This window comes from Cupriavidus oxalaticus, assembly GCF_038900635.1.
Classification (GTDB): Bacteria; Pseudomonadota; Gammaproteobacteria; order Burkholderiales; family Burkholderiaceae; genus Cupriavidus; species Cupriavidus oxalaticus_B.
In genome coordinates this window covers 303090-327240 of sequence record NZ_JAYMRX010000004.1, presented here as the reverse complement: position 1 = coordinate 327240, position 24151 = coordinate 303090, and the positions used below count along the sequence as shown (strand labels likewise).

Sequence of the window (24151 nt, the reverse complement as noted above, 5' to 3'; positions counted from 1 at the left end):
AATGCACTCGCGCTGCTCATTCATTTGGGTTCGCTATATCCGTGGCCCAGCTCCCCGGGGTATCGGAATTTCCGATAGGGATAGACAAAGATCCAGCTTCTGCGCCCGGGCCGATCTACCTACGATTGCTTCGAACGCACGACGAACCGATAGCGCTGAGCAGTGGCAGCGATCAATCGTCGGCAATGCCGATTAACAATCAGACAGTGGATGGGGTATGACTGAATCAAGGGTGGTGGTGATCGGGGCGGGCCCCGTGGGCCTGACGCTGGCGATGGACCTGGCGTGGCGGGGCATTGACGTTGTTGTGATCGAGAGCCGCGCAGCAGGGGAGCCGCCCGCTGTGAAGTGCAACACGATCTCCGCGCGCTCCATGGAGGTGTACCGTCGAATGGGCATTGCGCAAAAGATCCGCGAGGTTGGCCTGCCGCCGGACCACAGCACCAATGTGTCCTCGAGGACGGCCGTGACCGGTATCGAACTCTCGTGTCTGAAGTTGCCGTCGCGCAATGGTCGCAAGGCGTGTGTTCCGTCACCGGACAGCGGTTGGCCGACCCCTGAGCCCTCGCATCGTTGCAATCAGCTCTTCTTCGAGCCGATTATCTTCGAGCACGCCGCGCAACAGCCCCGCGTCACGATCCTGAGCCGTCACGAGTTCCTGGACTATGAGCAGCACAGCGATCGCGTGATCGTCCGTGTGCGTGATCTGGAGACGAACGAGGAGAAGCCGATCGTTGGCGCCTACATGGTCGGATGCGATGGCGGCCGGTCGAATGTTCGCCAGATGATCGGCTCTGCCTTTGTTGGCACGGCGCAGATCCAACGGGTGCAGTCGAGCTTCATTCGTGCGCCGAAGCTGATGGAGCTGCTCGGGTCGAATCCCGCGTGGATGTACTTTATCCTCAATCCCCGTCGCTCCGGCACGGTGATCGCCATCGACGGCAAGGAGAGCTGGAACGTTCACAACTTCCTCTACAACGACGAGGAGTATGACGACATCGACCGGGACTGGGCTATCCGGCAAATTCTCGGCGTTGGCCCGGAGTTCGAGTACGAGATCGTCTCGCAGGAAAATTGGATGGGCCGGCGCATGGTGGCTGACAAGATGCGCGACGGCCGGGTTTTCATCGCCGGCGATGCCTGCCATCTGTGGATCCCTGCCGCCGGCTACGGCATGAACGCCGGCATCGCCGACGCGGCGGATCTGGCCTGGATGCTCGCGGCCGTCCTCCAGGGGTGGGCAAGCGAGGACATTCTTGACGCCTACGAGTCTGAGCGCAAGCCCATCACGGAGCAGATCTCGCACATCATCACCGATGTCGCGGTAGCGGTGAAGATGCAGCGCCGCAATGTCCCCGAGAACATCGAAGAAGACAGCGCGGCCGGCGTGGAGTCGCGCAGGCAGGCAGGGGACGCCTCGGAAGAGCTGGAGCTTAAGCAGCAATGCTCGGCAGGCCTCAACTTCGGCTACTTCTACGCCGACTCCCCGATCATCGCCTATGACGGAGAGGCACAGCCAGCGTACTCCATGCACGAGTTCACCTCGTCCACCGTGCCAGGCTGCCGGGCGCCGCACGTCTGGCTCGACGGAAGCCGGTCGCTCTATGACGAGCTGGGGCCCTTCTACACCGTCATCCGCCTGGATCCCTCGGTGTGCGTGGATGCGCTGCTGCAGGCAGCGCAAGAGCGGGGCGTTCCGTTCAAGTTGCTGGACGTCAGGCCATCCGAAGCAGGGAGTCCGTACAGCAGGACGCTGACGCTCGTGCGCCCCGATCAGTATGTCGCCTGGCGTGGGGACGCCGTCCCCGCCGATCCGCTCGCACTGGTCGACCTGATTCGCGGAGCCGCCCGCGTCGACGAAGTTCTGGCAGCGTGAGGGTGTGCGCAATGACTCGGACCATGCCAAAGCACGAGAAATCGGCAAACTTCTCCTTCGTTGCCCACAGCGACCAGGGGGGACGGCCGGATGGCGTACAGGTGATCGTTCACAGGGGCTATGCGTATGTGGGCCACATGTTCAATGACGGCTTCAGCGTCATTGACGTAAGGGATCCACGCAAGCCCTCGACCGTCGCCTATGTGCCGATGCCCAGGAATACCCGCTCGCACCACCTTCAGGTTGCGGACGACCTTCTCCTGGCCATCAATGGTCCGAGTGTCTGGACACTGGCGCAGTTCCAGGACCAGAGCAAGTACTTCGCGAACACGCTTACGAACGCCTTCAGCAACAGTGAGCTGCGTTTCTCTGCGGGGATTCGCATCTACGATATCAAGATACCTTCCGAGCCGCGCGAAATCGCGTTCTTCAGTATCCCGGGGCTCGGTGTGAACCGCATCTGGTGGATTGGCGGCCGGTACGCCTACGTAGCGGCTCACATGGAGGGCTACACCGACCACATCATGGTGGTCGTTGACCTTGCCAACCCGCGGCAACCCACCATTGTCAGCCAGTGGTGGCTTCCCGGGCAGTGGACAGGCGGCGGCGAGGGTTCCCAGGTACCGCAAGGCAAGCGGCACGCCGCACACCACGCGATCGTGGCGGGCGGCCTCGCCTTCGGCACCTGGCGCGATGGCGGGATCACCATCCACGACATCAGCGACCTGGCGAAGCCGAAGATGGTCAGCCACCTGAACTGGTGTCCGCCGTTTGCGGGCGGCACGCACACGGCGCTGCCGCTGCCCGAGCGCAACCTGCTCGTGGTCGCTGACGAAGCGACGACCATGGACTGTGCCAATGGCGTCCCGCGGATCTGGATCGTGGATATCAGGTCTCCGCATAACCCGGTTCCCATCTCGACCTGCCCGGTGCCTTCCGACGAGAACTATTGTCGCAAGGGCGGGAAGTTCGGCCCGCACAACCTGCATGAGAACCGGCCGGGCTCGTTCCAGAGCTCGGACCTCATTTTCGCCACCTATCTGAACGCGGGATTGCGGGTCTACGATATTCGCGACCCCTTCCAACCGCGTGAGGCGGGGTACTTCGTCCCGGCCGACCCACAGGAGATGGTTGACACGCGCCCGGGCGTGCCTGCGGTCGTCCAATCGGGCGACCTGTTTGTGGACAGCGAAGGATTGGTCTATCTGACCGACCCCAACGCCGGGCTGCACATTTTGCAATTCGAGGGTAGATAGGCAAAGGCGAAGGGATGGCATCGCCGTCTGTCAATGCCCCATCCAGCAAAAAGACAATTCGAACATCCAGGCATGAAGGAGACAAGAATGAAGCGCGCCGACTTGACGAACCCGAGACCGAGGGCCGCGGAGCTTAATGACCATGGACGCATGAGAAGGACTTGCATGGCCTGCGTGGCGGGCCTCACCATAGCCCCGCGCGGCTTCGCCGCGAACAAGTACCCGAGCGGCCCGGTGCAACTGGTCGTGCCTTTCACTGCCGGAAGCGGGTCGGACCTGGTAGCGCGAGTGTTTGGCCAAGGCCTCTCCGCAGGCCTGGGACAGCCCGTTGTGATCAACAACCGGCCAGGTGCAGGCGGCACGATCGCGGCTGGCGCAGTGGCCAAGGCCGAGCCCGATGGGCAGACGCTGGCCGTCGTGGGCATGGGGCACCTGGCAAATCCGGCGCTCTACAAGTCACTGCCTTATGACACGATGAAGGACTTCGCCGCCGTTGCGCCGCTGGCGACCTTCGCCAACGTTCTTGTCGTGCCCGCCAACGGGAACATCAAGACGGCCCAGCAGCTGATTGCTCAGGCAAAGGCCAATCCAGGGCAGCTGAACTACAGCTCCGGAGGGATCGGGAGCGCGGCCCACATCAACATGCAATTGCTGCTCGAGGCAGCCGGTATCACGGCGGAACACATTCCGCTCAAGGGAGCAAGCGAGATCGTCACGGAGATCGCCGCGGGCCGTTGCCAGGTCGGATGGGCGCCCCTGGGCGCAGCGCTCCAGATGATCCGGGTGGGCAAGGTGACCGCGCTGGCCATCAGTGCGAAGACTCGCTCCAAACTGCTTCCGGATGTCCCCACGATCGCGGAAGCCGGTTTCCCCGCCGCGGAGTTCAACGTCTGGGTCGGCGTGCTCGCTCCCGCGAAGACTCGCGCAGATGTCGTCAACCTGCTGAGCGAACAGATTCGCAAAGTGGCCACGGACCCGGCCGTGGCGGAGAAACTTGCAATGGTGGGCGCCGAGCCGATGACGCTGACCCCAGCGCAGTTTGAAGCATTGATGCGCAAGGACTACGTCATCCTTGATCGCCTGATGCGCAAAGCGAGTTGAGATGGCTCCGACAATGCTATCCAGCGCACCGCCCTGCGCTGCGCCGCTCGCCAGCGTGAAGTATCCGCGTCGCTCGCTGCCAGAGAATGCGTGCGACAGCCATCTGCACATTCTTGGTCCCGTTGGTCGGTTTCCCTACGCATCGGAACGTGTCTACACACCGCCGGACTGCCTGATGCCGGACTACGAGCGCGTACGTCGCTATCTTGGCGTGACGCGCTGCGTCCTGGTGCAGCCGAGCGTCTACGGAAGCGACAACCGCGTTCTGCTTGACGCCCTCAAGGGGCTTGGACGGGAGGCGCGTGGCGTGGTTGTGCTGCGAGGAGACGAACCGCGTGACATCCTTCACCTGATGCACGGGTTCGGCGTGCGAGGCGTGCGCGTGAATGTCGTCGACGTGCAGAGCGCGCGTGCCGAATTGCCAAGAGAGCAATTGCTGCGCCTGGCCGACCTCGTGGGGCCCCTGGGCTGGCACATCGAGCTGCTGATGCACGTCGACCGGCATCCGGACATGAAGGACGTGCTCGCGAACCTCGGCGTTCCAGTCGTCTTCGGGCACATGGGCTACCTCTCGCGTGGCGTGACCGACTATCGAGGTCCCGAAATGCAGGCGATGGTCTCGCTCATGAAGGCTGGGCTGGCGTGGGCGAAGGTGACCGCCCCGTATCGCCTGGACGACGCGCCCGCGTACCACAAGGCCCGGCAAATTGCGCGTTGGCTTGGCAGCGAGTGCATGGACCGTCTGGTGTGGGGAAGCGACTGGCCGCACGTGATGGTCAGGACAGATATGCCTCACGACGCGGATCTGGTCGACGTCGTGACGGAATGGTTCCCGGGCGCGGAACAGCAGAAAGCGCTCTTCGCGGCCAACGCCGCGCGACTCTACGGGTGGCCCTAGCACAGGGCAATCGATACAACTTTTCACTGGAAGATAATCATGGCACAAGCCTGTGGTGGGCTGTGGGTCCCTGCGTCCACGCCCTTTGCATTCGATGGTTCCGTCGACCTGAACCTGTTCCTTGCTCACTGCAAGGCGTTGCTCGACGAGGGCGCCGATGGCCTGGCGATCCTCGGCACGACAAGCGAGGCAAACTCGCTCAGCGTGTCCGAACGCGCGGCGCAACTCGACCTCCTCCTCGGGAACGACATCTCACCGTCGAAGCTGATGCCAGGCACTGGCGCATGCTCGATCGAGGACGCGGTGCATCTGACCAGCGCCGCGACCAGGGCAGGTTGCGCCGGCGTACTGCTCCTGCCGCCGTTCTACTACAAGGGGCTCTCCGAGGATGGACTGTTCGCCTTCCTCTGCGAGTTGATCGAAAGGGTCGGCACGGCGCAGCTGCGTCTGTACCTCTATCACATCCCGCCCATTGCGCAGATCGGCTACAGCCTGCCGCTCATCGAGCGCTTGCTCAAGCGGTATCCGGAGACGATTGCGGGCCTGAAGGACAGCTCGGGCGACTTCAGCAATACGTTGGCGGTGATCCGGAACTTCCCGCAGTTGCACGTGTTTCCCGGATCCGAGACGTTCCTGCTCGATGGCCTCCGTGCTGGCGCGGCCGGCTGCATCTCCGCGACGGGAAACATCAACGCGAAGGCCATCAAGGAAGTCTGCGTGCGATGGAAGGAGCCCGATGCGGACGCATTTCAGGCGGCGATCACCCGTCGCAGGAAGCTCATGGAAGCCTATCCGCTCATCCCCGCCGTCAAGGCAGTTCTGGCGGCCAGGTACGGCGATTCCGCCTGGAACAAGCTGCGTGCGCCGCTGCAGCCGCTCGATGGCGACCGGGCCTCCCAACTCATGGACCAGCTCGCACAGGATGGCCTGGCTTATGCGACCGGCGCGATGACCTGATTCCGCCAACACATCGACAGTCAGGAGGAGACCGTGAGGAGAAACGCTGCAATGGCTCGCGGCACGGCAAGCTGGCGAGGCGCGGCAGCGCAAATGAGGCACGGGGTGCATCGCCTGTGGAACCAGTATCTGCAGGGAATCTGGGTCGTCCGTCCGGCCTTGCTGAACTGCCTGCTGACCTGTCTGGGTGGCGTCATCGCGAACCTGCTGTACGAGGGCTGGCGCCACGACGGGTGGACGTCGCTGGCCCGGCGCTTCTGCGTTGGATATCTCGGCGCGGTGCTAGTCGTTCTGGTGGTGCTCCCATGGCTTGGCAGACGCACGCCTGCCAAATGAGGCACTCGCGATTGAAGAAGCGATGACCCGTTTCATCCTCCATTCAAGACGGAACTGAAAAGTGAAACGAAATACGTTGCTGCCATCGTCCCAACCGATTCCCGTACTGCGTTCTCAAGACATCATGACCATGCTTACCTCACCTACCAAAGTCATCCTCGGTACCGCCACGCCTGGCGGCGGTTTTCCGCTGTATGGCGACGCCGCTGCCGCGGCGATCAACGAGACCGACGAAACGCTGGATGTGCAGACGCGCAATACGGGCGGTAGCGCGGAGAACATCAAGCTGCTCGAGGCGGGCCAACTGGACATGGCACTGGTCGCCGGCGAGCCGGCCTACGAGGCCTTCGCCGGGATCGGCAGGCCCAAGGTTGACCTGAAGGTGATCGCTGCCATCTATTCCAACCCGGGCATGTTCGCGGTCCGGGGTGCCAGTCCGGCCCGCTGCGTGCGGGACCTGGTGGGCAAGCCCATCGCCTGGGGCACGCGGGCATCGGGCATCACCCTGCTTGGCAAGTACGTCATGGATGGCCTGGGGCTGAACCGGGGCACCGACTTTGAGCCGCACTTCCTGGACAAGGCGGGGGACGGTCCGGTCATGGTGGCCAAAGGGCTGGTGGCCGCGCAATGGGGCGCCGGCATCGGCTGGCCTGGCTTCACGGCAATCACGAAGGCAGGTGGGCGGCTGATTGGCCTGTCTGCGGCAGAGGTCGGAAAGGTCTGCGCCAGGCACAACTTCCTCACCCCGATCACGGTTCCGGCGGGCTCGTATCCCGGCCAGACCGATGCCATCCAGGCGGTTGGTTCCTGGAGCTACATCCTCGCTCGTCCAACGCTGGAAGCGGACACGGCCTATCGGATCGCCAGGGCGCTGGACCAGGGACATGGCCGACTCGTCAGCCGTGTCGAGCAAGGTGCGGAGACTCGCCCGGAAAACACGGTGGCGGCCGCGCCGGGTTTGGAGAGCATCCACAGCGGCGTGCTGCGTTACCTCGCCGAACTTGGCGTACTGGAGCAGTAGGGCCAGCGTGGACCACGACGCCGGATTGCGTCGATAGAAAAACGAAAAGGTGGAGGCAGACAAAATGAAGCCAGTCAAGCTGACAGTAGCGGTCTCTCTTGCCGCATTGATGCCAACGCTTGCATCGGCACAATCGATCACCATTTACGGTGTGGTGGACACGGGCGTTGAGTACGTGAACAACGTTGGCGCGTCGAAGGACAATCTGTTTCGCATGCCAAGTCTCAAGGGCACCGTACCTTCGCGCTGGGGGATGCGGGGCAGCGAGGATCTCGGTGGCGGACTGAAGAGCATTTTCGTTCTTGAGTCTGGATTTTCACCGGATACCGGTGTTTCCAACCAGGGTGGCCGGTTGTTCGGCCAGCAAGCGCTCGTCGGCCTGTCAGGCAAATGGGGGCAGATTTCTTTCGGGCGCCAGTACACGATGCAGTTCTGGTCGACGCTTGATGCCGATATCCTTGGCCCGAACATCTACGGATTGGGTTCCCTGGATAGCTATATCCCGAATGCCCGTGCCGATAATGCCATTGTCTACAAAGGGACGTTCGGCGGCCTGACCGTGGGCGGATCGTACAGCTTTGGCCGCGACACGGCGAATGCCGGACCAGGTCCGGCCGGCACCAACTGTGCCGGCGAAAACCCGGCGGACAAGCGTGCGTGCCGGGAGTGGTCAGTGCTGATCAGGTATGAGACAGGTTGGTGGGGAACCAGTGTTGCCTACGATTCCATCCGTGGCGGTCCCGGCGCCTTTGGCGGACTCACACGCAGTAGCCTGTCCGACGACCGGCTTTCGGTCAACGGATACATGATCCTCTCCAGGGCCAAGCTCGGGATAGGGTGGCTGCGTCGCGACAACGAGGCCACGGCACCGTCGATCAGCGATCTCTGGTTTGCTGGCCTGGCTTACGACATTACGCCCGCCTTTACGCTTGCCGGCCAGGCTTACTACCTGAAGTACCACAGCAGTTCGAACAAGGCGCCGCTGTTCGCATTGCGTGGTACCTACAATTTCTCAAAACGGACTTCGGTCTACGCCACGGGCGGCTACATCAACAACGGCGGGCAGTTGGCACTGTCCGTCAGCGGTGGCGCTCCCGGCTCCAATCCCCCACCCGGCAGTAGCCAGTTCGGCGCGATGGTTGGCGTGAAGCATATTTTTTGAAGAGGATCAGCCCTGAAGTCCGATAGCTGGCGGGTCGTTATCACGCCCATCTTCTTTCACGCTGGCGTTGGCCGACTGGCTTTGCGGAATTGCTTCCACAGCTTTCGCTGGTTGGCGCGATCGTCGACCACCCGTGCCGCCAGAAAGCCCCGCGCATAGCTGGCGCCATGGGCCGCCTTGCGATGGTGTTGTTCGAGATGCCTCAGAAGGCCGTCGGCCACGGCCATGTCGTTGCCCCATCCCAGATCATCCTGCAACTTCGCCAGCACGCGTCGGAACGGCTTCAGCGTCTTCTTCTCGAACAGGTCGGCGAAGAACTCGGCAGCATATCGCAGCTTCTTCGCCGCAATCCGTGCGCGATGGCGGTGGTGGGCGTCAAGCTTGTGCAGGCCGCGTCCCCGGCGAACCAGCCTGCGGTGCCGCTTGCGCAGCACGCGTTCGGCATGGATTCCCACACGCTTCTCCAGCAATTCTGTGCGTGTTGCGTCGGACGTGTCGCGCCATGAGGCGTTCGTGATCCAATGATCCAGCATCAGGGTCAGGCGTGCATAGCGCGGCGACTGTACCGCACGCATCGCATCGGCCTGGCGCGCTTCTTCTATTTCGGCAGCGGCTCTCTCGGCTTCCTCGACGTGGTCACGTTTGTCCTTGCCTTCATCAACCTGAGGCAGCGTGGAATGCGCCAGCACGTGCCAATCTCGCGCCTTACCCAATTCATCGGCAATCCACTTCACTTCCTCTTCGAGGTCGGTGGGCAGGGCGATTACCTCTTCGAACATGTCGAGTGCGGAGCGGAAGCGGCGCAGGCCCACCCGCATCTGATGCACGCCTTCAGGCGAATGTCCAGCGGCGACCAGGGGTGCATTGGCATAGACCTGATCCAGGCAGTTTTGCATGATCTTGCAGATTGCCTCTTCCACGGTGTCACGCTTCGTCAGCGTGACGGGGCTTGCCGTCACCGCGGAGCGCTTATGGGAAACGAGCAAATCGTAGCCGCGGTCGCTCTTGCTTTGCATGCTCAGGCGAAGCGGTACCTTGTCAACCAGTCGGAGCGCCATTTCCCCAAGGCGGCGTGGATCGCCCTGCTTGATCTCCAGTTCGACTTCAGAGAAGGGACAGTCCTGCTCGGCTGCGGTGACTTTCCCGGTATCGAGTGCGAGCTCGATCTCCTCGCCACTGGGGAGCTGCAGTGCCCAGGTCTCTCGCGTGACCGTGGTGCGAAAAATCGGTTCGAGGTGATCTGCGAGTCCAGGTTCCTTGAGAAGTTGCGAAAGCTCCGACGATTTCGGTACGGCGGCGCGCAAGGCATCGACGTCAGGCCTGCCCTGCTCCAGGGTGGACTCGTACTCTTCGCGCACGAATAACCCGCCGCGCTGCTTGCCGGAGGACTTTAGCGTCTGCACGATCTGCTCCCCATCGCGGCGAAGGCGCAATGCTGCCCCTGCCCGGCGCAGTAGAAAGTCGGGTGTATCGAAGTAGTCGCTTTCGAGAGCCTGCTTCGTGGGTGGTTGGAACTTTACATTCAGAAGCGCTGGCAGATTCTTCATGACAGCGTCCTGGCCTGCTGTCACCTCAAACTTCAGTTCCTTCTCCATGACGTCATCCTCCTGACGGGTCCGACGTGGTGATCCGTGAGCCGACCATTTCCTGCATCGCGTCGCTGCTTTTGCCTTTCGCTGCAGGACCAAAGCCTGCAATTCGGCGCGTGCAGGCACGGTTGGCGGAAAAGGCGCAAGAACTATGCCGCTCTGGGCCATGAACTCTAATGCCCAATCTACAGCATTGAGCGGGGCCCACACGGTGCAATGTGTTCGCTGCAGGCCGCTACCACCCAGGCCTATGCCGGACGCAGCATCATCTGCGATATCTCGGTACCCGCAGAACGAACTGATCCCGTCACTTGGGGAATCCCAAGAGTGGCGCATCAGGAGCGCCGGCCAACTCTCATGATCGCGCTGGCTGTGTCGACCAGGGCCGCCAGCATAAGCATGGCGATGATCACCGTGCAAGCCTGAGGCATATGGAACAGGGAGAGCTCGAAATACAGCATCTGCCCAAGCCCGCCGGCGCCGACAAAGCCAAGGATCGCCGCCACGCGGATATTCATTTCCCAGCGATACAGGATGTAGGCCAGGAACTGGGGCCATACGCAGGGCAGCGTCCCATACACGAAGACCAGCGCGGCGGGGGTGCCCTTTTCCGTCAGCGCGCGGGCGGGTGTGCGCGGCGCATTCTCCAGCGCCTCGGCGAACAGGCGGCCGAGCACGCCCGCGGTATGCAGTGCCAGGGCGAGGGTGCCGGCAAACGGTCCAAGGCCGACTGCGAGCACGGTCAGGGCAGCCCATACCAGCTCGGGAATCGAGCGCAGCAGGTTCAGCAGCAAGCGCGAGAACGCGCGCAGCGCATCGCCGTAGATCCCGCAAGCCGGTAGTGCCAGGCCAAAACCCAGCACCGCCGCACACAGCGTGCCCACGGCGGAAACCGCAAGCGTTTCGAGCATGGCGCCGCCGGTTCTGGCCAGGAACGTGGCCGACAGCTCCGGCGGGAAGAACGTCCGCAGGAAGCGCAGGATCTCGGCCGCGGCGTCAGCGGAAAAGAGCCGGCCCAGATCGAGCGAGAGATAGGCAAAACTGGCCGCAACCGCGCTTGCCAGGGCGAGCAGCGTAAGCAGGCACTTGAGGCAGAACTGGCCGGCCGTGGGCGTGCTGGTCGCCATGGTTCAATCCAGCATCTTGCGCAGCCGGGCGCTGAGCGCGTCGGCCAGCAGGACCAGCAGCAGGAACACAAGCAGGATGGTCGCGGCTTCGCCGCCGTTGAGCAGCTTCATGGCCTGGTCCATCAACTGGCCAAGCCCGCCGGCGCCAACGAAGCCCATCACCACCGACGCCCGCACGGCACATTCCCAGCGATACACGGTGTACGAGACCAGCTCCTGCGCGGCATTCGGCAGCAATCCATAGGACAGCGCCGCCAGGCGCCCGCTGCCGCCGCAGAGCAGGGCGTCCGCCGCGTGCTGGTCGCTCGATTCGAGGATTTCCGCATAGACCTTTGCCAGCATGCCGCCATAGGTGACGGCCAGCGCCAGCACGCCCGCCGCCGCGCCAAGGCCCAGGGCGCGCACGAAGACCAGCGCCCAGACCAGCTCCGGCACCCCGCGCAGCAGCAGCACCAGCGCCCGCACGGCGGTGCGCAGTGCCGACCGCGCCCGGAGTCCCGGGCCCGGACCGATGCGGGAGATGGAGAGGCTCCTGGTCATCGCCACGGCCAGCGGCGCCGCAATGACAAAGGCGAGCGCGATGCCTGCGGTCGCGATCGCCAGCGTTTCCAGCGTTGCCTTGGCCACGTAGCCGAGAAACTCGGCTGAAACCTCGGGGGGCAGGAAGTTTGCCAGGAAGCCGCCTATCACCTTCAGGTTTGCCCTGTCGAACAGCGCCGACGGGCTGAACTGGGAAAGCCTCAGCAGGGGCCACAGCAGTAGCAGCGCGAGGACCAGGCCGCTGGCCCGCCGCAGTGCCTGCGGGTCGCGTGGATGAGCGCTCATCGGCATGCCGCCCTGCGCGGGTCAACACCGCCGGAAGCGGCGGCGATGACCACGGCCCGGCTGCCCTGCACGGGTGGCGAATCGCTCTCGGCGGCGTAGAGTTCGCGCAGCAGGGCGTCGGTGACGCGCTCGGCCGGCAGGTCGAAGGCGACCTCGCCCGACTTCAGGCCGATGATGCGGGGAAACCAGCGCAGGGCAAGATCCACCGCGTGCAGGCTGGCGACCAGCGTCACCGCCCGGGTATCGGCTTCCTTGCGCAGCTCGCCCAGGGTCAGGTTGGCCAGCACGGGATCCATCGCCGAGACCGGCTCGTCGGCCAGGATCAGTTCCGGGCGCTGGTACAGCACGCGGGCCACGCCGACACGCTGCAGCTGGCCGCCCGACAACTGGTCGCAGCGATCGAACAGGCGGTCGGCCAGCTCCAGTCGCGCCAGCTGTTCGCTGGCGCCGGCGATATCCGCCGGATAGACCAGCGAGAGCATGGATTTCCAGCCGGGCCAGATACCGAGGCGGCCGGCAAGGATGGCGGTGATCACGCGCTGGCGTGGGGGCATCGGCGGTGCCTGGTGCACCATGCCGATGCGGCAGCGCAGGCGCCGCAGGCGTGCGGCGCTCAGTGCCCAGGGGCTTTGCCCCAGGATCTCGACGCGGCCTTCGCCGGGCCGCAGCGACGTTCCCAGCAGGCGCAGCAGCGAGGTCTTGCCGGCGCCCGAGGGACCGATGACGGCGATGCGCTCGCCGCTGCCCGCCGACAAGGCGATCTGGCTCAGCGCACGCTGCCCGTTGGGGTAGCTGACGCTGGCGGCGTCGAGATTGAAGCTCACTTGATCAGGCCCGCGGTGCGGGCCGCGGCCTCGATGCCGGCGTAGTTCTCCGGTTTGGTCGGGATGTACTTTACGGTCCGCTGCAGTGCCATGATCTCCTTGTGCTCGGGATTGGCCGGATCAAGGCGCAGGAACGCTTCGGTCAGCTTTTTGCGCAGGTCCGGGTCGAGCCCGCCGCGCACGGTCCAGTTGTAGTCGAAGTAGGGCGGCGTGACGGCAAACACCCGGACCTTGGCGGGGTCCACCTTGTGCTGCTCCACCAGCTTGTCCCAGACCGAGGCGTTGAGCACGCCCGCGTCGGCCTTGCCGGCCTGGACGAAGGCGGCCGTTGCATCATGGGCGCCCGAGTAGGCGACAGTCTTGAAGTCCCGGTCCGGATCGATGCCGGCCTGGTGCAGGAAATAGCGCGGCATCAGGTGTCCGGAAGTCGAGGACGGCGAGCCGAAGGCGAAGGTCTTGCCCTTGAGGTCGGCCAGGGTCTTGATATTGCTGTCGGCAGTGATGAACTTGCTGGTAAACGCGGCATCTTCCTGTCGCTGGACGATGGGGATGGTGGCGCCCTTCGTCCGGATCTTGCTTTGCACGTAGGTAAAACCGCCCAGCCATGCCATGTCGATCTTGCCTGTTGCCAGGGACTCGACCACGGCGGCGTAATCCGTCACTGGCATGAACTCCACCTTCATGCCGGTTTCCTTCTCCAGGTATTTGCCCAGCGGCGCGAACTTGCGCTGCAATTCGGTCGGTGCTTCGTCAGGGATGGCCGACACTTTCAGGACGGTCTGTGCAGCCTGGGCACCCGACAGGCCGGCGAGGCCGGACAGGGCAAGCGCGGCAAGGCATTTCGCGATACGCGGGAATATGGTTGCGGTCATGATCGAGCGTGGTCGAAGAACGGGAGTGATGGAGCGGGGACTACCCCGAAAGGGCGCTTATGCTACCGGAGGCTTGATACCTGCGTGGTCTGGCTGGTCCATGATGGGGCTCCTGGTCAGTCTGGTTTCAAGGCTTCGGCGACAAGTCTAATGACTTCGGCACGCTCCCGCTCCGGCGCGAACAGCGGCGCCCGCCGCGCGCATTGCTGCCGCAGGCGCTCGAGGAAGGCGGCGTCGCGGCTGGCGCGCTCCAGCATCACCGCCAGCTGCGGGGCATTGCCCGGGGGGAAGTAACCCTCGTAGTCGCGGCCCAGCATGCCGACGTTGCCCGGGATGCGGCTCGCCAGCACCGGCACTCCGCTGGTAACGGCCTCAATGATGACGTTGGCGCCGCCTTCCATCATGCTCGATATGACCATCGCCTGTGCTTGCCCGATGCGCCGCCGCGTCTCGGAGTGAGGCAGGTTTGCCAGCCACACATAGCGCTGGTCCGCCGGCCAGCGTTGCGCCTGCAGCGCCTCGGCTGCCTCCCGGTAGCTATCGTCCAGTGCGGCGCCGATGTGGGTCAGGCGCACGCGCGAATCGTCGGGAAGCTGCATCAGGGCCAGCATGGGCGTCGCCGGATCCTTTTCGGCCCGCATATGGCCGACCAGGACGACGTCAAACGCATCCTGGCTGGCCGCTACCGGCAGGATCGCCGGGGCGGACTGGTAGATGACCCGGCATTTGGCACGATGCCCGGGCGACAGTTCGGCTGGCCCTTCGTCCTGCAGCACCACCAGATGAGTCGCAAGGTCCAGGGAGCGCCGGGCGGATGCGTCGCTGTGGATATCGCGGTACAGGTCCGTCCCCGTCAGCACAACTATCAGTGGACGGCCGGGGCAGGCTTCGGCAAATCTGGCGATGGAATCGGCCGAGCGCCGGGCGTGCAGCGCGATCAGGCACGCAGGGGCCGCGCCGTCCGGGTGGCCCTCCGACCACTCCGCGGCCAGAGTCACACCGTAGTCCGCCTGCAGGAAGTGCGACCAGCGATGTGCGGTCTGCCAGTTGCCGTTATTGGCTTTCCGGAGTGCCGGGCTGATAATCGCGACAGTGGCCTTGGGAGGACGCATGACGATCGGCTCTGAAGGGGTGGCAGCCAGAAGCATAAACAAGTTCGGGCTCGACGCGGCATTTGCCGATGCGCATCGGCGCACCTGGGCCATCCTGCAGGACTTGTCGCCGTCCCAGTGGCAGGTTCGCTACGACCCTGGGATCAACCCGCCCTTGTGGGAATACGCGCATGTCGCGTGGTTCACCGAGCACTGGGTGTTGCGGGATCCGCGTCCCGGCCCGGACGGCCGCCTGGTCGCAAGCCTTGCGTCGATGCTCGATAACGCCGACCGCTTCTTCGACTCCTCGCGCGTTCCTCACACGGATCGCTGGAAGCTCCCGTTGCCCCCACTGGAGGAGATACGCGGCTATGTGGCCGCGGTACTGGAGCGCGTCCGGGCCAGCCTTGCCGCGGCGGACGACGCCGACCAGACGCTCTATTTTTTCCGGCTCGCCTTGTTCCACGAAGACATGCACGCGGAGGCGCTGACCTATATGCGCCAGACGCTCGACTATCCGCTGCACGCCCCGCTCGACATGCCTTCCATTACCCCAGGCGCCGGGTCGGCGGACGCAGGCGGCGATACGTTCCCGATGGGGTCGCCTGCCGGGGGTGACGGGTTCGTCTTCGACAACGAAAAGTGGGCCCACCCGGTCCGCATCGCCCCTTTCCGCATCGATCGCACTTGCGTCAGCAATGCCGCATTTGCGGAATTCGTGGCCGCCGGCGGCTACCGCGACCCGCAATGGTGGTCCGACGACGGACGCGCATGGCTGCAACAGAGCGGGCTGGCGCATCCGGTGCGCTGGCGCCGCACAGACGGCGGTACCCCGGGGCAATGGGCGTTGCGCTGGTTCGGGCAGTGGGTGCAGCTGCCGCCCGAACAGCCGGTGTGTCATATCAATGCCTACGAGGCGGAAGCCTATTGCCGCTGGGCCGGCAAGCGCTTGCCCACCGAAGCCGAATGGGAGTATGCGGCAACGCATGACCTGATCCGCTGGGGTAGCGCCGTGTGGGAATGGACGGCGGATCCTTTCGTGCCCTATGCAGGATTCTCGCCAGATCCGTACCAGGAATATTCCGCCCCCTGGTTTCACACGCATCGCTCGGTGCGCGGCGGATCGTTCGCCACCCATGCCCGCATGCAGCATCCTCGCTACCGGAACTTCTACCTGCCGCACCGCAGCGACATCTTCGTCGGATTCCGCTGCTGTGGTTGAGGGGGTTTCCGAAGTAACGTATTTCCGCCCACGGAAGCGCGCCTCTGAAGGCTTATGACATTGACATTGTGCTAACCCTTACAGACGTCTCGAAGACATACGACGGCGCCAGGCCGCGCACGGTTTTTCGCGGAGTCAGTCTTGCGCTGGGCGCCGGCGAATATGTCGCCATCATGGGTGAATCGGGCGTCGGCAAGTCAACGCTGCTCCACCTGATTGCTGGCCTCGACCGGCCCGACAGTGGCCACATCCGGTTCGACGGGCAGGATCTGGGCAAGCTGGGCGACGACGCGGCAACCTTGCTGAGGCGGCAAAAGATGGGGTTTGTATTCCAGGCCTTCCACGTGCTGCCGAATCTGAGCGCGGCGCAGAACGTGGCTCTGCCGCTGCTGTTGAACGGACTCGAGCGGGAAAAGGCGTCGGCGCGCGTTGCCGAGATGCTCGCCGCGGTCGGGCTCGAGGGGCGCGAGGACAGTCTGCCCCGCGAGCTTTCCGGTGGGGAACTGCAGCGGGTTGCGATTGCGCGTGCCCTGGTACACCGGCCGATGCTGCTGCTGGCAGATGAGCCGACTGGCAACCTGGATCACGATACGGCCGCGCATGCGCTGAGCTTGCTGCGCGAGCTGGTCAACGCAAACGGCACGGCCGCGATTATCGTCACGCACTCGGCACTGGCCGCGGCGACCGTGGATCGCGTCCTGCAATTGACGCCAGGCGGATTGACGCCGCTGGGGGCACAGCCGCAGAAGAACGCGGTCTCCTGAGCCATGCGAACGCCGCGCTCACTCGGCCTTGCACTGCTCCTCGGCGAATTGCGTGCCCATCGCGGACGTGCCATCGTAGGCATCCTCGCCGTGGCCATCGGTGTGGCAATGGGCTATGGCGTGCATCTGGTCAACCACGCTGCGCTGGCGGAGTTTTCCCAGGCGGCGCGCTCGTTGATGGGAAATGCTGACCTGGAGATCCGCGGGCCGCGCACGGGCTTCGATGAATCGCTCTATCCGCGCATCGCGCGCCTGCCGGAGGTGGCGGCGGCCAGCCCGGTGGTGGAGGTCGATGCTGGCGTGCCAGGGCGCACCGGTGCGCTGAAGCTGCTTGGCATCGATGTGTTCCGGGCAGCGTCCGTGACCCCCAATCTGATCGGGCGGCCGGTGGAAGAGCGGGCGGGCAAGCTCGACGTGCTCGATCCCGACGCCGTGTTTCTTTCGCCGGCGGCGCTGAGCTGGCTCGGCCTTAAGCCCGGCGACCCGCTCAACATACAAGTGGGGCTCACCGCGCTTACGCTGCGTATAGCCGGCACGCTGCCGGCGGCGGGCGAGGGCCAGCGACTGGGCGTGATGGATATCGGTGCGGCGCAGTGGCGCCTCGACCGGCTTGGCCTGCTGCAGCGGATCGACGTCAAGCTGAGGCCGGGAGCGGATACCGACAACGTTGCGCAAGCGCTGGCCGCGCTACTGCCGCCAGGTGTGGTGGCAGGTTCGCCGCAGGATAACGTGCGCCGGACTTCCAACCTGTCGCGCGCCTATCGGGTGAACCTGAACGTGCTTGCCATGGTGGCATTGTTCACCGGAGCCTTCCTGGTGTTCACGATGCAGGCCGTATCGATGCTGCGGCGGCGCTCCGAACTGGCACTGCTGCGCGCACTGGGGGTGACGCGCGCCGGTCTCCTGCGGCTGCTGCTGGCGGAAAGCGCGGCGCAAGGCGTATTCGGCGCGATACTCGGCCTGGCGCTTGGCTTCGTTCTCGCTGCCGCGGTGCTCGCTTACGCAGGCGGCGATCTGGGTGGTGGCTACTTTGAAGGGGTACGCCCCAGGGTCCGTTTCGATGCGCTGCCGGCACTGGCCTTTTTCGCGCTCGGACTGTCGGCGGCGGTACTGGGCAGTCTCGCGCCGGCATGGGAGGCCGCCCGCGCGCGGCCGGCGCAGGCGCTCAAGGCAGGCGACGAGGAGACACCGCTCAAGCGGCTACGCTCGCCGTGGGCGGGGCTTGCCGCGTTGGCAGCCGGGTTCGGGTTGACGCCACTGCCGCCGGTGGCGGATCTGCCGCTCTTCGGTTACGCCGCGATCGCCCTGTTATTGGTGGGCGCCATCCTGCTGATGCCACGGCTGGCGCATCTTGTGTTCGGCTTGCTGCCGTCTTCGCGACGGGCTGTGCCACAGCTTGCCCTGACCCAACTTGCCGGGGCGCCGGGCCGCGCGTCGATCGCCCTGGCCGGCATTGTCGCCAGCTTTAGCCTGATGGCCTCGATGGCGATGATGGTGTCAAGCTTCCGCATCTCGGTGGATCAATGGCTGCAGAATGTCCTTCCGGCCGACCTCTATCTGCGCGCTTCGTCTGGCGGCGATAGCGCGTATTTCTCGCTTGACGACCAGGCGGCCATCGCCAGCGTCCGTGGCGTTGCGCGCGCCGAGTTTCTGCGTTCGAGCCAGATTCTGCTTGACTCCCGGCGTCCCCCCGTAACGGTCATCGCCAGGCCGATCGATCCGCGCAATCCGGGCGCACGGTTGCCGCTGACGGGCGCACCTGTCGCGGGGCAGCCGGGTGACCCGCCGACGGTATGGATCAGCGAGGCGATGGTCGACCTCTATGGCTTCCGCCCGGGGCAACGTATCACGCTGCCGCTGCAGGGTCGGCCCCTCACCTTCCTGGTAGGCGGGGTGTGGCGCGATTACGCGCGCCAGCATGGTACGGTGGTAATCGATCAGGACGATTATCGGCGGCTCACTGACGAGCGGCGTGTCACCGACGCTGCCTTGTGGCTGGAGCAGGGCACCGGCCCGGCGCAGGTCAAGGAGAGGCTGCGCCAGCGCGTCGCCGGCGGAGAACACATTGCCTTCGCCGAGCCCGGCGAGATTCGCACCATCACTCTGAAAATCTTCGACCGCAGTTTTGCGGTGACTTACCTGCTGGAAGCCATCGCGGTTGTGATCGGCCTGTTTGGCATCGGCGCCAGCTTCAGCGCGCAGGCCCTGGCGCGTGCGCGCGAATTCGGCATGCTGCGTCATCTCGGTTTCATGCGCTGGCAGATCGGCGCGATGCTGGCGCTGGAGGGCGCGTTACTGGCCTTGCTTGGCGTGGCAGCCGGTCTTGGGTTGGGATGGGTCATCGCCCTGATCCTGGTTCATGTTGTCAACCCGCAGTCGTTCCACTGGACCATGAGCTTGCATGTGCCGTGGGCATTTCTGGCTCAGATGGCGAGCGCGGTCGTGGCGGCGGCCTCACTGGCTGCGCTGGCCAGCGGACGGCAGGCGATGTCGCGGAGCGCCGTGCGCGCGGTGCAGGAGGATTGGTGAAGCGGCGCTCATTCCTGCTGTTGTTGCCAGGTTTCGGTGTGCCGGGTGCGGCGCCAGGCGCAGTGCCCGTTTATCCTCCAGTCGAGGCGGGCCGAACCCTGGCCTTCCCGCGCGACCATGGCGCGCACCCCGACTATCGTACCGAATGGTGGTATGCGACCGGCTGGCTGCAGACACAGGCAGGCGCGCCGCTCGGCTTCCAGATTACGTTTTTCCGCTCGCGCCCGCAGTTCGACCAGGCCAACCCAAGCCGCTTCGCGCCGCGGCAGCTGCTGTCCGCCAATGTCGCACTGAGCGATCCCGTGGCCGGCAAGCTCCAGCACGACCAACGCGCGGTGCGCAGCGGCTTTGGCCTTGCGCTTGCCGACACAGCCGACACCAACGTGTACATCGACGACTGGTCGCTGCGCCGGGAGATGGCGGGGCGCTACCGGGCCAGATTTCCCGCGCGGGATTTCACGCTCGACCTGACAATGGAGCCAACCCGGCAGTTGCTGCTGCAGGGCGAACAGGGTTACAGCCGCAAGGGCCCCCTGGCGTCCCACGCAAGCTACTACTACAGCCAGCCGGGACTCAAGGTGAGCGGCACCTTGAAGCAGCGCAGCCAGCAGCAAGCCGTGCACGGCACTGCCTGGCTGGATCACGAATGGTCGTCGGCCTTGCTGGCCGACGAGGCTGTCGGCTGGGACTGGCTCGGCCTCAACCTGGATGATGGCGGCGCGTTGATGGCCTTCCGGATTCGGGACAAGGCGGGGCGCAAGTTCTGGGGAGGCGGAACGCTGCGCGGCGGCGACGGTCGCGTGCAGGTACTCGCTGCTGAAGACGTCACCTTCATGCCGGTGCGCAGTTGGCGCTCGCCGCGCACAGGCGCCAGCTATCCTGTTGCCATGCGCTTGAAAGCAGGCGATATCACGCTCGAACTGGTGCCGTTGATGGATGACCAGGAACTCGATAGCCGAGCCAGCACCGGCGCGGTTTATTGGGAGGGCGCGGTGACTGCGTTGCGGAATGGCAAGGCGGTGGGACGGGGCTATCTCGAATTGACCGGGTATTTCCAGCGCATCAATCTTTGACGCCCGTGGCCGGTGCGCCGCGCGACCTCTTTGAAGCGATGCAGCCGGCCGCGCAGACGCGCCCACGATTGATGTGGCTCCTGTACCATACGCGCCTTGCATTCCAAAGGATTCATATGTTCCTTCGAGCAGCGGTAATGGGCGCTGGCGTGGCTGCGGCCGCGATGATGGCCGGATGCGCCTCCGGCACGTCGGAGAAAGATATTCGCGCGCGTCCGCCGATGCGCATGTTTACGCCGGCAAAAATGGCTGACGTTGCCAAATGCCTGCGCAACAATCTTGGCGACGAAGCCACGGTCGTCAACCTGCCGGCAAACAAGGCGGAAATCCGGATCGGGCAGCCGAAGGGCAGCGGCGAGTTTGCGTATGCCTACCTGATCTCGCTGACCGCCACGCCGGATGGCACGGCCGTGGAGTTGCGCAAAACCGATACGTGGTTCCCGCAGATGACGCCGCAGGAACTGGAAACGGAAACCAAGGCGTGCGCGCGTGGCTGATGCAGCGCAGGCCGCTGGCCGGAAAGCCAGGCCGCTTCAGACGCCCAGCTTGTTCGTGGTTTCGAGCTCAAGCATCCTGCAGATAGCGGCCATGCTGCCTACCATGGTCCGGCGCTGCGCGCCCTGATAGACGCGTACGCCCTTGCTCTGGCGGAAGGGTACCGGCTGGACGGGGCGACGGGCGGCGACGTGGTGGGTTTGCTGCATGGTTGCACCTCTTTTTCAGGCAAAAGCGGGGTCAACACCCGGCAAGCCGGGCGGCGTCTGCAAAGCAATGGAAGCGTGTAGGTCCGCGCAGGCGAAAAGCCTGCCGTGACCGGCTAGAAGCCGGAGGATCGGATCAGGCCGACCGCGATGCCTTCCAGCGAAAACTCTTCGCGCCCGGGTTCAACGATGATGTTGGCGAAGTCCGGGTTTTCCGCGATCAACTCAATATGCCCGCCGCGCCGTTGCAGGCGCTTGACCGTGACATCGTCGCCGAGTCGCGCCACCACGATCTTGCCGTTGGGCGCTTCGCTGGCGCGGCGCACCGCGAGCAGGTCGCCGTCGAGAATGCCGGCGTCGCGCATGCTCAGGCCGCGTACGCGCAGCAGGTAGTCGGGGCGTTCATCGAAGACCGAGGCGTCGACCTGGTATTGGCGGTCGATATGCTCGGCGGCAAGAATTGGACTGCCGGCGGCAACACGGCCAACCAACGGCAGCGTCAGTTGCAGCACGCCGGGGATGGGCAGCGAGAACTGGTCCGGCATTTCCGAGTCGCTGCGCGAAACCTTCAGGCGGATGCCGCGCGAGGCGCCGGGCGTCAACTCGATCACGCCCTTGCGGGCCAGCGCGCGCAGGTGTTCTTCCGCGGCATTTGGCGAGGAGAAGCCGAACTCGGCAGCAATCTCGGCGCGCGTGGGCGGGAAGCCGGTACGGCGGATCGTATTGCGGATCAGATCGAAAATCTGCTGCTGCCGGGGTGTCAGGGTCGCCATGGGATCGCCGTTCCGTGCGGGCGCGCCGGGGCAGGGGCGGAGGGCTTCCCAACGAGCTGGGCTGTCCCCGAAATCCTGGATCCGGCGGGCCGGGCACTGTATGTTTAAACAGTATGCTGTGATTTTATACAGTATCGGCGTCAGCGCAAGCAGAATTTTTGCCGGCGCGCGTGAGCCGATCGGCCTCGGCGCGCGTCATGCCGGCGGAAGTCCGCCATTACAATCGCGATTCGATTGCCCGGCGCATGCGTTCCCTCATTCCTCCTCTTCCTGTTTCCTGAGCCCCCAGCACCCATGACCCAATTGCCTCGCATCGTTGTATTGGCTACCGGCGGCACCATTGCCGGCGCATCCGGCAACCCCGCCAGCAGCGCGCACTACCAGGCGGCCACCGTGCCCGTGTCGTCATTGCTGGCGGCGGTGCCGGCGCTGAAGTCGGTGGCGCGGATCGAAGCCGAGCAGGTGGCCCAGGTCGACAGCAAGGACATGACCTTCGCGCTGTGGGCCACGCTGGCGGCTCGCGTCGAGCACTGGTCGGCGCAGGCGGATGTGGCGGGCATCGTGATCACGCACGGCACCGATACGCTGGAAGAAACGGCGATGGCGCTGCACCTGACCCAGGCGTGCCCGATCCCGGTGGTGATGACGGCGGCGATGCGGCCGTCCACCTCGCTGTCAGCCGACGGGCCGCTCAACCTCCTTGATGCGGTACGGGTGGCGGCGCATCCGGATGCGCGCGGCACGGGCGTGCTGGTGGTGCTGAACCAGCAGATCCACGCGGCGCGCGATGTTGCCAAGGCGCATACCTCGGCGGTGGATGCCTTCGTGTCCCAATGCGGGCCGCTCGGGATGGTGCAGGACGACTACGTGCGCTTTGGCCGCACGCCCCGGCAGGCATGGGCGATCGGGCCGATGCCGCGCGCATGGCCGGCGGTCGAGATCGTGGCGAGCTACGCGCAGCCCGGTCGGATCGCCGTCGATGCACTGGTGCAGGCTGGCGTGGCGGGCCTGGTGGTAGCCGCCGCCGGCAACGGTTCCATCCATGAAGTGCTGGCGGAGGCCCTGGTCGATGCCGCCGCCGCTGGCGTGGCGGTGGTGCGCAGTTCGCGCACGGGTGCGGGCCATGTGGCGATCCCGGCTCATCCGAGCCCGTCCGATGGCGTTTTCGTCTCCGCCGCAGACCTGAATCCGTACAAGGCGAGGGTGCTGCTGACACTGGCGCTTGCGGCCGATCCCGCGCTGGCGCAGGATCCCGTGCGCCTGCAGGCAGCCTTCGCCAAGGCATGAGCCAGCCTTGCCGCTTGCGCGGCCGGCTGGCACCGGGCTATAATTTAAGGCTATTCAACCTTGCCACACCGGACTCGTGACGCCCGGGTGGCTAATCCCAAAAGGAGCGTCAATGCGTCATTACGAAATCGTCTTCATCGTCCACCCGGACCAGAGCGAACAAGTGCCGGCCATGATCGAGCGCTACAAGCAGCTCGTGACCTCGCAGAACGGCAACGTTCACCGCGTGGAAGACTGGGGCCGTCGCCAGATGGCCTACATGATCCAGAAGCTGGCCAAGGCTCACTACGTTTGCCTGAACATCGAATGCGGCAAGGACACGCTGGCTGAACTGGAACACGCGTTCAAGTTCAACGATGCCGTGCTGCGCCACCTGATCGTGCAGACCAAGAAGGCTGAAACCGCTCCTTCGCCGATGATGAAGGAAGTGCAGCGCGAAGAAGCCCGCAAGGCCGCGCAAACTACCACCGAAGGCCAGGCCGCCTGAGTGCGGACTGCGGTGCGAGCCCTGGCTGACATCGTCGGCCGCGGCAGCACGAATGGCAAACAGCAAGAGGCCCCGCGTTGAACCAGCTTCGGCTTGCCGCCACCCTGGCGGAACGCGATGCCCTGCGCTATACCCCGGCCGGGGTGCCCGTCGTGAACTGCATCTTGCAGTACAGCGGCGAGGCAGTCGAGGCGGAAACGCCGCGCCAGGTCGAGTTTGCCATTGCAGCGATGGGGATCGGGCCGGTTGGCCAGCGGCTTGAGCGATTGCCGCTCGGCACGCTGCTCGACTGCGAAGGATTCCTCGCCCGCAAGCACCGCAACAGCAAGGCTCTCGTCTTTCACATCACCGGATGTAAAGCATTCGTAAAGGATTGAATC

General features: G+C 64.8%; 24 protein-coding genes. 16 read left to right on the top strand and 8 right to left on the bottom strand.

What is annotated here, in order from left to right; all coding sequences use genetic code 11:
* The first annotated feature begins 217 nt into the window (after nt 1–217).
* From VSR71_RS10045 to VSR71_RS10010, 8 genes are all read left to right on the top strand, one after another.
* On the top strand, nt 218–1876 hold the full coding sequence (locus VSR71_RS10045; RefSeq protein WP_342913714.1) for an FAD-dependent oxidoreductase: 1659 nt from the start codon (nt 218–220) through the stop codon (nt 1874–1876).
* A gap of 23 nt (nt 1877–1899) precedes the next feature.
* Nucleotides 1900–3132: a hypothetical protein gene (locus VSR71_RS10040; RefSeq protein ID WP_342913713.1), complete on the top strand. Its 1233-nt coding sequence runs from the start codon at nt 1900–1902 to the stop codon at nt 3130–3132.
* Between the two features lie 87 nt (nt 3133–3219).
* Nucleotides 3220–4233, top strand: a complete 1014-nt coding sequence (locus VSR71_RS10035) for a tripartite tricarboxylate transporter substrate-binding protein (RefSeq protein ID WP_342913712.1) — start codon at nt 3220–3222, stop codon at nt 4231–4233.
* 1 nt (nt 4234) lies between these two features.
* Nucleotides 4235–5131 carry an amidohydrolase family protein gene (locus VSR71_RS10030; protein WP_342913711.1) on the top strand — a complete coding sequence of 299 codons (897 nt, stop codon included), beginning with the start codon at nt 4235–4237 and terminating at the stop codon, nt 5129–5131.
* A gap of 39 nt (nt 5132–5170) precedes the next feature.
* Nucleotides 5171–6088: a dihydrodipicolinate synthase family protein gene (locus VSR71_RS10025; protein WP_342913710.1), complete on the top strand. Its 918-nt coding sequence runs from the start codon at nt 5171–5173 to the stop codon at nt 6086–6088.
* Nucleotides 6089–6139: 51 nt separating this feature from the next.
* The gene (locus VSR71_RS10020) at nt 6140–6424 is read left to right on the top strand and encodes a hypothetical protein (RefSeq protein ID WP_342913709.1); all 285 of its coding nucleotides are present in this window, start codon (nt 6140–6142) and stop codon (nt 6422–6424) included.
* A gap of 124 nt (nt 6425–6548) precedes the next feature.
* Nucleotides 6549–7445: a TAXI family TRAP transporter solute-binding subunit gene (locus VSR71_RS10015; RefSeq protein ID WP_342913708.1), complete on the top strand. Its 897-nt coding sequence runs from the start codon at nt 6549–6551 to the stop codon at nt 7443–7445.
* Between the two features lie 64 nt (nt 7446–7509).
* Nucleotides 7510–8607, top strand: a complete 1098-nt coding sequence (locus VSR71_RS10010) for a porin (RefSeq protein WP_342913707.1) — start codon at nt 7510–7512, stop codon at nt 8605–8607.
* Between the two features lie 56 nt (nt 8608–8663).
* Here VSR71_RS10010 and VSR71_RS10005 read toward each other — a convergent pair whose 3' ends face one another.
* The 6 genes from VSR71_RS10005 to senB all read right to left on the bottom strand — a co-directional run bounded on the left by VSR71_RS10005 (nt 8664) and on the right by senB (nt 14956).
* Nucleotides 8664–10202 carry a CHAD domain-containing protein gene (locus VSR71_RS10005; RefSeq protein WP_342913706.1) on the bottom strand — a complete coding sequence of 513 codons (1539 nt, stop codon included), beginning with the start codon at nt 10200–10202 and terminating at the stop codon, nt 8664–8666.
* 329 nt (nt 10203–10531) lie between these two features.
* Nucleotides 10532–11323: a phosphonate ABC transporter, permease protein PhnE gene (phnE, locus tag VSR71_RS10000; protein ID WP_342913705.1), complete on the bottom strand. Its 792-nt coding sequence runs from the start codon at nt 11321–11323 to the stop codon at nt 10532–10534.
* A 3-nt stretch (nt 11324–11326) separates the two neighbouring features.
* Entirely contained in the window at nt 11327–12148 is an 822-nt protein-coding gene (locus tag VSR71_RS09995; protein ID WP_342913704.1) for a PhnE/PtxC family ABC transporter permease, read from the bottom strand.
* Complete coding sequence (locus VSR71_RS09990; RefSeq protein WP_342913703.1) at nt 12145–12972, bottom strand: phosphonate ABC transporter ATP-binding protein; 828 nt, start codon at nt 12970–12972, stop codon at nt 12145–12147. The genes VSR71_RS09995 and VSR71_RS09990 overlap by 4 nt, the downstream gene beginning before the upstream one ends.
* Nucleotides 12969–13844, bottom strand: a complete 876-nt coding sequence (locus VSR71_RS09985; RefSeq protein WP_342913702.1) for a putative selenate ABC transporter substrate-binding protein — start codon at nt 13842–13844, stop codon at nt 12969–12971. The genes VSR71_RS09990 and VSR71_RS09985 overlap by 4 nt, the downstream gene beginning before the upstream one ends.
* A gap of 116 nt (nt 13845–13960) precedes the next feature.
* Nucleotides 13961–14956: a selenoneine biosynthesis selenosugar synthase SenB gene (gene senB / locus VSR71_RS09980; protein WP_342913701.1), complete on the bottom strand. Its 996-nt coding sequence runs from the start codon at nt 14954–14956 to the stop codon at nt 13961–13963.
* On the opposite strand from senB, the gene senA reads away from it, so the two are divergent.
* The 5 genes from senA to VSR71_RS09955 all read left to right on the top strand — a co-directional run bounded on the left by senA (nt 14955) and on the right by VSR71_RS09955 (nt 21020).
* Nucleotides 14955–16157: a selenoneine synthase SenA gene (gene senA / locus VSR71_RS09975; protein WP_342913700.1), complete on the top strand. Its 1203-nt coding sequence runs from the start codon at nt 14955–14957 to the stop codon at nt 16155–16157. The two genes, senB and senA, sit on opposite strands and share 2 nt — an antisense overlap.
* Before the next feature lie 68 nt (nt 16158–16225).
* Nucleotides 16226–16921, top strand: coding sequence for an ABC transporter ATP-binding protein (locus VSR71_RS09970; RefSeq protein WP_342913699.1), 696 nt, complete (start codon nt 16226–16228; stop codon nt 16919–16921).
* Nucleotides 16922–16924: 3 nt separating this feature from the next.
* Entirely contained in the window at nt 16925–19450 is a 2526-nt protein-coding gene (locus tag VSR71_RS09965; RefSeq protein WP_342913698.1) for an FtsX-like permease family protein, read from the top strand.
* Nucleotides 19447–20523 (top strand): carotenoid 1,2-hydratase, encoded by a 1077-nt coding sequence (locus VSR71_RS09960; protein WP_342913697.1) that lies wholly within the window; start codon nt 19447–19449, stop codon nt 20521–20523. The genes VSR71_RS09965 and VSR71_RS09960 overlap by 4 nt, the downstream gene beginning before the upstream one ends.
* On the top strand, nt 20520–21020 hold the full coding sequence (locus VSR71_RS09955) for a hypothetical protein (RefSeq protein ID WP_342913696.1): 501 nt from the start codon (nt 20520–20522) through the stop codon (nt 21018–21020). The genes VSR71_RS09960 and VSR71_RS09955 overlap by 4 nt, the downstream gene beginning before the upstream one ends.
* Nucleotides 21021–21056: 36 nt before the next feature.
* Here the strand turns inward: VSR71_RS09955 and VSR71_RS09950 are convergent, their stop codons facing one another.
* The gene (locus VSR71_RS09950) at nt 21057–21227 is read right to left on the bottom strand and encodes a hypothetical protein (RefSeq protein WP_342913695.1); all 171 of its coding nucleotides are present in this window, start codon (nt 21225–21227) and stop codon (nt 21057–21059) included.
* Nucleotides 21228–21340: 113 nt separating this feature from the next.
* Nucleotides 21341–21997, bottom strand: coding sequence for a transcriptional repressor LexA (gene lexA, locus VSR71_RS09945; RefSeq protein WP_029048697.1), 657 nt, complete (start codon nt 21995–21997; stop codon nt 21341–21343).
* A gap of 294 nt (nt 21998–22291) precedes the next feature.
* Between lexA and VSR71_RS09940 the strand changes: the two genes are divergently transcribed.
* The 3 genes from VSR71_RS09940 (at nt 22292) to priB (ending at nt 24148) form a co-directional block, all read left to right on the top strand.
* Entirely contained in the window at nt 22292–23284 is a 993-nt protein-coding gene (locus VSR71_RS09940; protein WP_342913694.1) for an asparaginase, read from the top strand.
* A gap of 112 nt (nt 23285–23396) precedes the next feature.
* Nucleotides 23397–23771 (top strand): 30S ribosomal protein S6, encoded by a 375-nt coding sequence (gene rpsF, locus VSR71_RS09935; RefSeq protein WP_029048699.1) that lies wholly within the window; start codon nt 23397–23399, stop codon nt 23769–23771.
* A 77-nt stretch (nt 23772–23848) separates the two neighbouring features.
* Entirely contained in the window at nt 23849–24148 is a 300-nt protein-coding gene (gene priB, locus VSR71_RS09930; RefSeq protein WP_063238034.1) for a primosomal replication protein N, read from the top strand.
* The last annotated feature ends 3 nt before the right edge of the window (nt 24149–24151 follow it).